Source organism: Vibrio sp. 10N.222.46.A1, from assembly GCF_041473595.1.
In the GTDB taxonomy this organism is placed as follows: domain Bacteria; phylum Pseudomonadota; class Gammaproteobacteria; order Enterobacterales; family Vibrionaceae; genus Vibrio; species Vibrio tasmaniensis_A.
The window spans coordinates 1-13022 of sequence record NZ_JBFRSN010000720.1; the positions used below are offsets into that span (position 1 = coordinate 1).

Here is a 13022-nt window from a genome sequence, read left to right on the forward strand (position 1 = left end):
ATAATTAAACCATAGAAAAAACTTTAACATTCCATTCAATTTATTTGGGAAGATAACTCCTTTAAAACCTAAAACATTGGTTTCGCTCTCCAGTTAAATAGAGGGGGAATTTAACTATGAAATTATTAATTACTCTTCATAAGGTTGGAAAATTTTGGGGGGTAACCCTAGGCCGTGGGATTAAAAGCTAGCTCCCAGATTCGCTTGATAGAGTGCACCTCTCTTGCAAAGGGCTCGTTATAGTGAGCCTTACCAGCGCAGCACGTTCGCGAAGTGAGCTTAAACGACCAACATGATAAAAGCGGCAAGAACTGCCTTATGGTTATTAATTTTTTGGAGTTTACGATGCGGTTAGTGATTTCAGCTGTGGTGGTGGTTTACATAGGCTATTTCTTTCCAAGTTATGTCCTGCTTGATTACTACCTGAGCATTACCCGAGAGTGGGCATTAAATCCGACTTTGGATCGAGCACTCTACTCTGCTTTCGCCTACTATTTTCTACCTGTTATCGCTTTTTTCGTGCTATTTGTTAGTGCTCGGCGAGATAAGCATTGGAAGCAGTACTTAACCTCTTGGCCCAGAAACGTATGTACATGGGGTGAAGGCGCGTTGATATTGATTGGGGTGATTTCATTAAATTCCGTATCAAATTATCTTCAATATATTATTTTTGATTGGTTTTCCCCGGGATCTTGGCAGGCCCAATCCTACAATTTTACCCCTTTATTTTCGGCCTCTGATGGAGTAATTGATTGGTCGAGTGTGTTGCGAAGCGCTCTAGACGGTGTGCTCATTTCTCCCGTGATAGAGGAGCTCCTGTTTCGTTATTTGTTGTTTGTTATTTTCAGGTCCATTTTTGGGGTTACTAACGCCGCATTACTCTCAAGCTTAATATTTGCTTCAATACACCAGTGGGCGCTGGACGCATTTATGTCTGGGGCGTTTCTATGTTGGGTCTTTGAGCGATATCGCCGCCTAGGAGTAGTCATTGTCATTCATGCTTGCCATAACCTGTTTATTTTACTTTATGATCTTGTCTATTATTTAAGCACTCAGCTTCACTTTAACCCTTGGGAGGCGGTTGATATTAGTATTATTGCGTTGCAAGTGGGGTATCTAGTGATTTTTTCACTATTTATTGATTATCAGCGTAGAGGGTTTAAGGAGAGGTAAGGTTTATACGGGGCGGTCTACTTTACGCCTTTATTTTAAATTCACTTGGTTGAGTTTTAGCGTGCTTTGGTTGTCAGCCACTTTTCTCCTCCATCATAAAAGTGAAATGAACGCTACGCGATTTTCACAATGAAAACAGTGCTGCCAAGAGGGAGTAAGGAAAGGATATTTAAAAGTTAGTGAGTGGTCTAAGCAAGCAATTGTCTTGCCTAGCTTCTCCGTTCCCTTCAAATCTCATTTTTAATTATAGTTAAATAATAAGTGTTTTTTTACCCAATCCTATAGCTTTGTTGATTCATCAAAAACCTATGGTTAAATAATATGCGAAAAATAATTGAAACTCAGTCAGCCCCTAAAGCTATTGGCCCATACTCTCAAGGGGTGATTTCTGGAGGGCTAATTTTCACTTCCGGACAGCTACCGCTTCACTCACAATCAGGCTTGATGGTTAAATCCTGCCTTGAAAAACAAACGACTCAATGCCTAGAGAACATGAGAGCCATTTTGCTACATGCGAATACTGATGTGTCAGACGTAGTAAAAACAACCGTTTATCTTACCGATATGGTGAGCTTTTCAATTGTGAATGAAATTTATAATGATTTTTTCATTAAACATGGTGCCAATTATTTTCCCGCAAGAACCTGTATCGAAGTGTCAAAACTCCCTCTCAATGCCATGATTGAGATAGAGGCCGTTGCTGTCGCACCTTAGCCGTTAACGTTTCGTAATTTTTTAGCTCCAGGGTGCCTATGTCGTAATTGTCATCAACAGCGCGAAAAATCCGAATGAGAGCATATTTGGTACGCTTAACTACTGAGCAAATTGATTCCTTAAAATCAAACTTAGATAGTACCTTCTATTGGTTTCAAGAAGGTACTGTGCTCAACTTCCTTGCGATAGCAAAATTAAAGAGCATGTTGTAGAACTACTAAAACATCGAAAATAAGACACCTAACAAGGCCATCTATACCTCAGGAGGAAAAATGGAAAAGGTCATCCGAGAACTGGCTAAAGAAGTAGGTCGAGTTATTCAAAAACCAGAAATGAAAACTGACTTTGTAATCAAAGGTCTCGGCATACGAAGAGGTGAAGAGGCGTTAATCTATCGTATTCCCTCTCATTCTAAAAAAGCGTCTTTCTATGAAAAAGGAGTGACTCTCTCTGAATTCCAGTTCGCTTACGTACATTTAAAAGAATCGGGTTATTTTACGAGAGCTTGGTTTAATAAAAACCTCTCTGCTTGTGCAAAAGAAGGGGCGTGCAATTTTACAACAATAGGCGGGGTTTTTAGCATTTTAGGTGTGGCAGAATACACCTCAAAGGCGACCTATCAATTAAAGGCATAACAAACTGTTTAGTGTAACTCCCAACGCTTTGCATTTCTCTCCACTAAACTTACTAGACTCAAGTGATTCAATAGTATCACTTGAGTCTTCTGTTGGAGTCCTTCTCATGAAAGTCGAGCTTGTTACTTCCCTTAAGCGTCAAGCGACCAAAACCCTCACAGACCTAGCCAGTGCTGTTCACCGAACATGGGACCCCCTCTACGTATCTGGTTGATGTGGACACCAGTTTATGCAAAACCGTTTGGCTATTCTCGAAGGGCTTGCTGGCGGTGAACTCGCAATCTCAAAGGCAAAGCACTGGGTCCTGATGAAGCAAGGAAAAATGTCAAAATGGCTGAAGGGATTTGGAGTGAGCCCGCGTTATCGACTCTCAATAATTCGCGGAATACATTGCCCTTGAAAACCTGCTCGCTGCCAAACAACTCGTTCAAAACATCTTCGAAAGAGTCGAACGCCTCAGCTAATTTCCCGAGTCTGGGCGTCTTCCTCCTGATCTTAAACACCTCAATTCTCGTGAATTCGTGGTTAATCCTTGCCGTGTTTTTTACCAAGCTAAAGGTGTGCATCTTTAGTTCAGCTGAACTAACCGTTGAACTAAAAACGTCTCAAGACGCTCTTGAAGTACTCGACCGTGATCAGTTTACCTTAATGAACGACCCCACGGCTATACGGCTGAGACGGGAAAAATTATCGTTATAAAACAAGGCAAAGTGACGTTTTCTGTTGAGGCCCAGAGGCTCATCAGCCCGTTATTAACTATCACGAACACCACCGCTGAAAATGTGTTGCTCACTTAATGAGACGGAGCGGAACAATACGAAAAGCGATTGCTTAAAGTGATAGAAGGCTTAACTTGGCGACACAAACGGTAAGTATTTTAGTTCTTCCCCAAGTTTGGATTTTAAAAAACTCAATTATACCGTTAATGAGATGAAATATAATGTGGTGCGGTCTTACGCAAAAAGCATTCAAGCGCTAGAGTAGAATGCCCCGATGGACGGACATTATGCAAATTTTCGACAACAAGATGGTGCGAGAAAAATGACAGTGTTGGTAGACAATATGACCGTTATTGCAAGGATTTAGCAAAGCTAACCGTCCCCGAATTAACTGCGCTCACCAAGGAGCATGGGGAGTTCTATTCATACTTCCCAACGCTTCATTTCTTTTGGACGTCGAGTAAAATTGCGCCAGAAATCACCACGCAATCCGCCGGCGCTTCAGAGTTTCTGTCTATCACTTGGTTCTCAAGAATTTCAAACATCCATAAGAGCCATTCTTCTCTGGCCATCTGTGTACGGAACATTCAAGTTCCGTCGGCAACGCTATCGAAAGGCCGAGGGCTGGCTCGGCTTTTCAATGTCTTTATTAACGATGTTTACTGGGGCTCCAAGGTTTCGCCAGAGCGATGAAAACGGGCTGGAAATTTACTTCTTTCTAGGGCCACTCTGTATGAGCCTCAGCGATCCGAGGGATTTGGTTTCCATGAATTGACCCATTGCCGCCCAATGGGCAATGGTTTGGGACGGGGTCAGTCCAGAGCTTTTGGCGGCTCTGAGTGCTTGTTTGAACAACACTTGATCGATATAGACACTCACTTTCATCACTAATCCTTCTTGTTCATGCTTACTTTATTTAAATTTACTCGGAACCCAAGATTTTGCCGCTAGAGTTTATTTTAAAACCGTCCTAATAGGGCTCGATCGGCAAATAACCACGCCCCTCAGCGCTCGGGTTGCTCGTCCTTGACCGTGATTTGAATCTTTTGGGTGGGTAATTTTAAAATTAATAAGGCTAGACGCCGTCAAAAACGGGCAGCGCTTCGAACAGGACTAGTACGTTGATAACGATGATGCTCACACCGTAGATAAACACACCAACCAACACCAACTCTCCTCCAGGCACTTGGTAAGCCTTCGATTTTTTCTGATCTTCTTCACTCTCTTCAAGGTTGTTAAACGCTGGTCTTTGTAGTCTCGATTTCCTTACTAACAATGCCGGTACGATACATGCCCAAATCGCAGCGGCAGACGCTGCATAACCAATTGCGCTAAGAAAACCAAAAGGAAAAAGAAGAGAAAAAATAAGAGGCGGAATAAATGTAACCGCCCAGGTCTTGGTTCTTCCTTTGGAGGTAGCATCAAATTGAAAAAGATCGGCCAAAAAATCAAACACACCCAACCCTACCCCAATAAAACTCGACAAAATGGCCGCCGCTGAAAAAGCACTAATGACATTTGATAGGGTTTCTTCAGCCAACACTGCTTTTAAGCTGATGAGTAAGATGTCTATATTTCCACCTTCTGCAATTATAGGGCCGAAGCTAATTCTTGGTAAATTACCATAGATACTTAATAGCCAAATGGTGTAGATAAAGAACGCCATGAGCGTTCCGCCTACAATCGCCCTTTGTGCGAGCCTTTCATCAAGGTAGTAGTCTCGCAGAGTGGAGACGCTGTGCTGGTATCCAAATGAAGTTAAAGCAATAGGGAAAAACCCCCATACGTATTGCGCATACTCAAACTTTAAGTGAGCAGTATCCAACAAAGTAACAAGATTAACATTAAACCAAAGGCCAGCAGTCCCAAAAATAAAGCTGATAATCATAAATAGCATCAACACCATGGAAATGCGGTCAACTGTTTTTGTTGAATGCCAAACTAGTCCAGAAAAGATAAGCACAAAAAGGATAGAAGCTAGTTTAGGGGAAAGGCCAAAGTACTCCTTAATGATCAGTCCAGATGAAGTGATGTAAGCGTACAGTAAAATCCCTCCCACAAAGTAGATCATTAAGTTATTAAAAAAATTAACCTCTTTTCCTAACAAATCTTTTGTGATGGAAGAAAAAGACGACCTGTATGGATAATCTTTTAAAACTTCGAGTAACAGACAACCACTGGTTGTCATAATGAGCATAGTGAAGAGCAAAGCCATTAAAGCCCCGATGGTCCAGACCCCAGCCCCTGCAGCGGGAAGTCCAAGCATACCAGCGCCGACGCAAATGCACGCGACAATACAGGCTCCTCCAATCATTGAAGGCGGGGTTGTGCTCCTTACCTGTTTCATACTAGACATAAATAAATACCTTTCTTTCGTTAGTTCAATTGCTCTTATTAGACTGCTCCCCTTACAAGCTAGGGAGGCACAAAAAAGCGCTAGAACCTAGAATCTAGAACTTAATTTTAGGAATGACATATTAATTAAATTCTAAATTAGCCTAATATTTCTACCTATTTAACCTAACTAAAAAATATTGTTTCGATGTTGAGTGCAGAAGGTGTCAAAATCGGGGGGATTTAAGGTTCGTCAGAGAATGCGTGAAGCTGGTTAATGAGTAATCAGCCAGGTTCGCATAGATATAAACATGCAAAATTGGAGAGGCTAGACGCGATGATCTTACTTAGATTGGGTCTGGTTCAAAGTAGACCTACTTAAGCCGACGCGTTGTGGAATGGTCTTTATCAGATAAGCCTGATGCCACAATTTCAGGCAAGGAAAGATATGAGCTATTACTTGATGAGTTACTACAATCGGCCTCGGCCTCAGCACGCAACTCATGGGCTGTCGCCAGTAAATGCCGAAAATAGGCTTAAATCAGTGTCCGAAATGTTGACCACTTACACTTAACAGAATAACGTCTATCTTTTGGGGGGTCAGCGTGGTTTTTGTCTACGAGAGTTCGAGAGAGTTTGTGTTGAAAATCAGCGCGAGCGTTAGCGACTTTTTCATCGCATTTAGCTAATAGCAATCTAGCTTTACGAGATAACTACTTCTGCTTACGTCTGAGGTTCTTCTCAGCACGCTTTATAAATCTGGGGTTAACTGTCTTTCTGCCGTTCGATTCAATAGTAAAGTGAGACAGACCAAGATCAATACCTGTCACCTTACTCACTGTATGAAGCAAACTAGGCGCTTCCACTCCATCATCAACAAGGATAGATGCGTAGAACTTACCTGTTTTACTCAATCTGACAGTAATACTTTTAACTTTACCTACAATTTCACGGTGAATGTTCGCCTCTACAGGTTTCATTTTCGGAAGCTTGCGGTACATATGCGACTTTAAATGTAGAGCTTTGTGGTTCGCAAAACGCACAACGCCAAACTGAGCTATTAAAAACTCAGATTGCTCTTACGTTGGGTAAATGCGTGCCTTAGTTGCTCTTAACACTCAAAATCCTTAACTGTATTCATGAACAGTCTTATATCAACTGCTTCGGGCTGTCTATCTTAAAGTGCTATCGCACTTTCGCCTTATCTCCCCGCCCTCAGAGCTGGCGAGGGTTTACGGCGTGATTGCTAAAAAATCAATTACTCCCAGGACTGTGAAAATTCTTGATCTTTAAAGGCAGCAGCGAGGCCTGTGACTTGTTGTAATCGTAGAACTTCATCTTTATCCATTCCCAATTCGTAACAAATTTTATGATTTGCCCATCCCATCTCTTTGAGTTGAATAATCAGATCTGCAATCAGTTCAACTTGGTGTGAGCCACGCGCCAGGTTATGGCGAACAGAAGTCGATATGCAATTTTCTTCAGGCAAATTAAGGACCACCGCGGGGATGTACCCCGTTAGGGTTTGCAGATCTGGGTGGTTCAATAATAATTGATAACGATGAAACCCATCGATGACAACGTATTTTTTGACCGAAGCATTCAAACGATTAACCAAAATAGGCATAGTTAAACCATTTTTCTCCATCGACGTTTTTAGGAGTTTGCTTTCTGGAGGCGCCATTTTATTTGGGTTGTATTGATTAGCTTCTATTTCATCAAGTGGGATCATTTCAACATGACAAGCTGGCGGTAAATCAGGAATAAGCTCGATGAGTACTTTGGCTGCTTTATTGTAAATTGCGACCTTATCAATGACTTGTTTGTCCGTGTTATTGATAGATTTCAACGGCTTCTTGGTGCGATGCTGATAAGCTAGAGTAGGTTCACTTTCCATTCGTATCACTCTTCTTCTCCATAGAGGGCATGGTATTGTTTTGCTAAGGACTTGTTGTACCCAAAAGAGAGTCCTCGGCACCAATAGTCATTTTTAATCAGTACTTTACAAATTCTTCTCCAACTAGGAACTTGCTTCCTAGATTCCAATTTACTCTCTGCGTAATCAGGGATGCAGGTCACTCCTTTTTGAGGACCGTTTTTACGCCACCACTGTAAGAACTTAAAAATTCGGTCTCGGTAATGTTTTTCTACATGTGGCGGCATGGTTTTCAGAAGGTATTTACTGTATTGCCGGTAGCTAAGCCCCGGTGGTAATTCAAAGCGATAATAACCAAGGATACGCCCCTGACTTTTTGAGTATCGAGCACCAAAGTTACATCCTTCTACTCTGGCAACTAATTTTTGCCAGGTATCAGGTTCTAATATTTGATATAGCCACAGCCCTTTTCTTTGCTCATCTCCAAAAGGTTGGCAAAGCCGCTGCTGTGAAAGAGGGACGCCGGCCTTATGCATTAAGTCGTAAATACGGTTGTAATCCCAACTAAAGCGGTAATTCGCAACCCAAATATCTTTAGTTTTCCAATCGTATAAGGGATAAGCCATATACACATCTGGCTGCATTTTAGTCGTCCAATATTTATCTGAAAATTTTTTTTTGGACCTATTTTTAATGGTATTGAAGCGATGTAAAGACTCATCAGCACGTATACCGATTAACACAGCGATTGGCTCACCCCTTTCCTTTTGGTACCAATGAGCAAACTTAAAAACAAAGTCTTCAAACTCCATCCCGTTTTGGAAAAAAGGGAATACATCCGGGTTTGAAATCACGCCTTTATGCGGTGGTCGGTCCCTGACCCATTGCGCTTCTTTAGCAGGATCCCAACAAAGCCATTTAGGTTGAAACTGTGAGATTGAATTCCTTAAGCTGAGCGGTAAACAAACCCAATAGGGGTTAATTTCTCCGTCCAGTACCATGCGCTCAATGAAGGCATGAGTTTCATGATACTGAGCTTCAAAGTCCACGATGAGTACATCGACAGGTAATCGACCACGCTTTTTCGCTTCTTGAATAGTCAGATTTAAAAGGACGCCAGAGTCTTTCCCTCCAGAGAAGGAGACATAGAAATGGTTAAAGTTGTCGAAAAGATAGCAAATTCTTTGTCGAGCGCCTTCAAGCACATTGTATTTTTGCTGAATTTTATCTCGAGAGAAATCGCCTTCTCTTCTTTTTTTATTGGCAATCATGATTTCCACAATGTCATTAACTACTCAAATAAAAATAAATAACTTTTGCATTTTTTATAAATTAATTATTAATAATTAATTTATTTATAAGGGCAATATTAAAGAAAAGCTCTTCCGAATTTCAAGCTCGGGAGAGCTTTGAGAGACTAGAAACTAAAGTGAAGATTACCTCTTAAACCAATAATCCAACTGTCATCAGCTTCTGAGTTCTTCGGTAAAGAATAAAGATATTGAACATTAGGAGTTAACGAGAGCGCACCCCAGTTCATTCGGTAATAGATTTCAGAGTTATAAGAGTCATCAGCTACATTAGCAGAGTTGGGCTTAGCCCAACCCAAGGCGATGCCTAGCATGCCAGGTCCTGCCTCATACCCAGTACCAAACACGACCGAAGATTTGTATAGAGCCTCAGGTCCTTGCGCGACACCGGCTCTGAAAAATGGTATCCATGAGCCGGTTTTATATATGGACGACCAATTTGCGCCATAGTTTTCGCTAGCTTTCTCTTTTCCATCACTGTGCCAAACTGTTAGGTGTGAATTCTTCAAATAAAAATCGTCTTTCGACTCCACCCAACCTATTTCTAGGGACTTAAAATATTGATTATCATTGATGAACTGTTCAACACCATCGAAAGGCTTAGTCGAATCAGCTTTTGCATCAGAGAAACTTGCATAAAAATAATAGTTTTCCGACATCATATGGCGTAGAACGCCGCCGAATGTTGATTCATCTGGGATTGGGATAGAACCGGAACCGGTACTAAACTGTAAGTTAGAAAAACCATAGTAAGGGTTACCCAACTGATAAGTATCAACATAATCAGTTGCATCTAAAAAACCAACCATCATATCAGTAGATTGTTTATTAAAGGTTTGTGTCCAATAAAGATTCGTTAACCTTAAACCTATATCACTAAAAGCTGGTTGGATTACACCAAACCCTCCGCCATTCTCCATGACAAATTCAGAGGGCGTACTCTCTGTATAACCGTGCTTATGATCAACCCTCAGCTGCAAAGCTCCGGTATCACTCTCTTTTTGGTAAGCTCGCCAATTCAATGTAATCCGTGCAATACCAGCTGCCGCACTGCTGTCTTTGTTCGGCAAGCTCTCACTGGACGTTAAACCAAAAACATAATAATCCACAGCTCCCTTTAAATCCTGGTCTTCAGCCGCATGAATCAACGTTGGCGTAACAAACACAACCGATCCCACAAGCGTTAGCCAAAAACGCTTAGTCTTTTTCGTAAATGCTACATTCTCAATCATATCAATAACTTCCTTTTTTTTTCATCGAAGTTGTACGACTCAGCTCAACTTTCATTGTTAGTCAGGAGTTATTAAGAGGGATTTGAAAAATGAATACTCGTAATTAATAGGTAATTTAAGCGCTCTCCTTTATCAACCTGTCACAATCATTTATTTAAAATCGAAAACACCTCAATTTTTTATACCAACATCAAAAATTGAGGTATATACTATTTCTTATCCCTACCCGGAGGCAGAAATGGATAATCAAAACACTACAAACACATTTCAAGCGCTTAAAATCGGTGCAGACGCTTACATTCAGCGTCGTAATCAACGTTTACTGGCCAATCATCGCAAAGAGCTGCGTAACTTTACCCGAGCAGAAGCCTCGGCCTACCTTGGCATTGATGCAAAAACGCTTGATCGGTATGTTACCGCCGCTGCGATAGATCCCCGTCGTCATGAAGACTCACAATGGTCGATCGATATCGCGGAAATGTACAAGGTACGTAACTTACTACCAGATAATCTACGTAAAGACGCTAAGTTCATACGCAGTGAGCAGCAAAAGGCGCAAGTGATGGTTATCCAGAACCAAAAAGGCGGTGTTGGTAAAACCGTTTCTGCCGCGACTATCGCATCAGGTTTAGCGACCGAGTTTCATCAAGAGTATCGTGTTGGTCTAATCGATATGGATGGCCAAGCCACGCTATCGATGTACTACGCGCCCGAAGCCGAGCAAGAAGGTAACTTGTCTGTTGGTGACTTGATGATGAAAACGTTCGACCTCGATGAAGGCGAAACCGTTGTTCAAGTCATCTCTGAAGCCTTTCTTGAAACTACCATTCCAAACCTGCGCATTTTGCCTGCCGCGCAAAGTGACCGAGCGATGGAAGGCTGGTTTCATGAGCAAGTATTCAGTCAAACCTTAAATTCACCTTATTCACTACTTAAAGACATCATCGATAGTGTAAAAGATGAGTTTGATATCATTATTATCGACACCCCTCCTTCACTAGGTTATGCAACCTTCAATGCGTATTTTGCCGCAACGAATGTGGTCTTCCCATTGTCGATTACCGAAAACGACATTGATGCTACCTGCTCTTACTTCAGCTACATTCCTCAGGTGTGGGCCCTGTTAGAGAACGCCAACCATGAAGGCTACGACTTCATGAAGATCTTACTGACTAACCATCGTGATAGCTCAACCACTACCGAATTAATGAACAACCTGTACGACAACTTCTCTCCTTACTTGTACTCAAAAGAGTTTAAGCATAGTGAGGCCGTTCGTCAGTCGTCTTCCCTACTCTCGACGGTGTTTGATATGTCGAAAAGTGAATACCCGAAAAGCAAAGCAACTTTCCAAAGCGCGCAACAAAACAGCTATGAAGTTACAAGTCAGATCTTGCGCGATATTCTGAACGTTTGGCGTGAACAGGAGAACAAATAATGGCGAAGAAACGTGGCGGGAGCCCTTTAGGCAATGCTCCTGGTTCAGCTCAAGCGCAGCAATCAGCGGCCAAAGCAAATTTAGACACTCTAACAAGTCAACTCAGCACCGAGCTAGAGAAAAGCGGGCAAAACGCTGAAGACTACCTTAGAACTAAGTTTGGATTAGAGTCTGTTGGCCAGAAAATGGTTTGGCAATTAGCTTCTGGTTCAACTGCCACTTTCAATGAAGTTACACTGTCACACGAACAAGTTAAGCAGAACTCATTTGTGACCTTTGATGTTAATGGTCGTGACCAGTCTCTGTTAACCAAAGAATCATTGGAAGATTTGAACTCGTTAGAGTTTCAGCAGTTCTATCCAGCCGTTGGCCGAGAAATTAATGGTCGCATTGATATTCTTGATGGCTCTCGCCGTCGTGCTTGGTTTTTATTTCAAGAAGGTCGTGTAAAAACATTCCGAATTCTAGTCACTCAAAACGAGCTTTCTACCACCGATGCCAAAGCGCTGGCTAAGCAGCTGCAAACCGCCAAAGAGCACAACCAGCGTGAGATTGGTTTGCAATGTCAAACTCTGATGAAGAACGGTGAGCTAACTCAAGAAGATGCGGCAAAAATCTTAAATATTAGCCGTCAAGCGGTAGGTCGAGCGCTGAAAGCAGCCAGTATTGACAGTAAGCTGATTGCCCTATTCCCTGTCGTTAACGACTTGTCTCATGCTGATTACTCCCTCTTGGCTAAGGTGATGAAAGCGTTCGCCGATGACAAGAAAGCCTTGAGTAGCTTCATTAAAAAAATAGCCGATAATGCTGTCAACGCTCAGGCTGAGCAGAGCCAAGAAGACGCTAAAGACGCTCTGATTGCTTACATTAAAGATGAGTTAAAGATCGTTGAAGCCAAGCAAGAATTAGACAAAGCTGTCATTACTCCTCTAGCAGAGTTCGACAGTAAAGGTATGTTTGCTCGTAAGCGTGTTAAAGGTCGAAACTTTTCGTATGAATTTGGTCGCTTATCAAAGGATGTCCAAGCTGAACTCGATAAAGCTATCCAATCAGTGTTAGGTAAACACCACCAATCAACTTTATAAAAAGATAAAGGCTCTCAAATTAGGGCCTTTATCTTTCACCTAACCCGTCCTAAATAAGGTTGACACATATCCAACATGAAATTAGAGAGTTACAAATACAATTATGACTGTTATCAGAACGCACTTGCGGAAAGGATAATGGAAGACTAAAGATAGAATACTCGCTGAGGATGCAAAGAAAATGGTCTCCAAATCAGTAAAAACTAGGCCCTACAATGAGTTTGGCCTCGTCAAACTCTAAAACACCCCCCCCCCGATGAAGTACATCCATCATTTTAATTAACCACTTGTTTGTCACCTCCCTCTATGCCAAATCGAAAAAATCGGATGACTACAAGCGACTAAACCATCAAGAACAAGTTGGCTTGGGAAACTTCCTTCCTTATTCTATTTGACCTAGGGTAACTTCATCCTTATAACCCAAAAATTGGCTAAGTGCAGAGTGTTTGGTTCTAGGTGAACCTAACAATCGAATTATTATCTTAGCCAAATATAAAGACCATTAA

Annotated in this window: 10 protein-coding genes and 2 pseudogenes; 7 read left to right on the forward strand and 5 right to left on the reverse strand. The window is 41.8% G+C overall.

Features of this window, described 5'->3' with window-relative positions; all coding sequences use genetic code 11:
- Positions 1-318 precede the first annotated feature (318 nt).
- From AB4496_RS19005 to AB4496_RS19025, 5 genes and pseudogenes are all read left to right on the forward strand, one after another.
- The gene (locus tag AB4496_RS19005; RefSeq protein ID WP_240798349.1) at positions 319-1173 is read left to right on the forward strand and encodes a CPBP family intramembrane glutamic endopeptidase; all 855 of its coding nucleotides are present in this window, start codon (positions 319-321) and stop codon (positions 1171-1173) included.
- A gap of 321 nt (positions 1174-1494) precedes the next feature.
- Positions 1495-1887, forward strand: coding sequence for a Rid family detoxifying hydrolase (locus tag AB4496_RS19010; protein WP_016800045.1), 393 nt, complete (start codon positions 1495-1497; stop codon positions 1885-1887).
- Between the two features lie 272 nt (positions 1888-2159).
- The gene (locus tag AB4496_RS19015; protein ID WP_016800046.1) at positions 2160-2522 is read left to right on the forward strand and encodes a hypothetical protein; all 363 of its coding nucleotides are present in this window, start codon (positions 2160-2162) and stop codon (positions 2520-2522) included.
- A gap of 106 nt (positions 2523-2628) precedes the next feature.
- Positions 2629-2862, forward strand: a pseudogene (locus AB4496_RS19020) (prevent-host-death family protein); the annotation flags it as partial.
- Positions 2853-3082 (forward strand): annotated as a pseudogene (locus AB4496_RS19025) (type II toxin-antitoxin system RelE/ParE family toxin); the annotation flags it as partial. The pseudogenes AB4496_RS19020 and AB4496_RS19025, both read left to right, overlap by 10 nt.
- A 1234-nt stretch (positions 3083-4316) precedes the next feature.
- Here AB4496_RS19025 and AB4496_RS19030 read toward each other — a convergent pair.
- From AB4496_RS19030 to AB4496_RS19050, 5 genes are all read right to left on the reverse strand, one after another.
- Positions 4317-5597, reverse strand: a complete 1281-nt coding sequence (locus AB4496_RS19030; RefSeq protein ID WP_029222809.1) for an aromatic amino acid transporter — start codon at positions 5595-5597, stop codon at positions 4317-4319.
- 691 nt (positions 5598-6288) lie between these two features.
- The gene (locus AB4496_RS19035) at positions 6289-6555 is read right to left on the reverse strand and encodes a transposase (protein WP_240798348.1); all 267 of its coding nucleotides are present in this window, start codon (positions 6553-6555) and stop codon (positions 6289-6291) included.
- Positions 6556-6833: 278 nt separating this feature from the next.
- A complete protein-coding gene (locus AB4496_RS19040; protein WP_016800051.1) occupies positions 6834-7472 on the reverse strand; it encodes a ParB/RepB/Spo0J family partition protein in 639 nt (212 codons plus the stop codon).
- A 5-nt stretch (positions 7473-7477) separates the two neighbouring features.
- Positions 7478-8722, reverse strand: a complete 1245-nt coding sequence (locus AB4496_RS19045; RefSeq protein ID WP_016800052.1) for a DUF3440 domain-containing protein — start codon at positions 8720-8722, stop codon at positions 7478-7480.
- 146 nt (positions 8723-8868) lie between these two features.
- The gene (locus AB4496_RS19050) at positions 8869-9993 is read right to left on the reverse strand and encodes a carbohydrate porin (RefSeq protein ID WP_016800053.1); all 1125 of its coding nucleotides are present in this window, start codon (positions 9991-9993) and stop codon (positions 8869-8871) included.
- Positions 9994-10231: 238 nt separating this feature from the next.
- Here AB4496_RS19050 and AB4496_RS19055 point away from each other — a divergent pair, with 238 nt between their 5' ends.
- Together AB4496_RS19055 and AB4496_RS19060 are read left to right on the forward strand one after the other, a co-directional pair.
- Positions 10232-11431 (forward strand): ParA family protein, encoded by a 1200-nt coding sequence (locus AB4496_RS19055; RefSeq protein ID WP_102258282.1) that lies wholly within the window; start codon positions 10232-10234, stop codon positions 11429-11431.
- Positions 11431-12516 carry a ParB family protein gene (locus AB4496_RS19060; protein ID WP_016800055.1) on the forward strand — a complete coding sequence of 362 codons (1086 nt, stop codon included), beginning with the start codon at positions 11431-11433 and terminating at the stop codon, positions 12514-12516. The genes AB4496_RS19055 and AB4496_RS19060 overlap by 1 nt, the downstream gene beginning before the upstream one ends.
- The last annotated feature ends 506 nt before the right edge of the window (positions 12517-13022 follow it).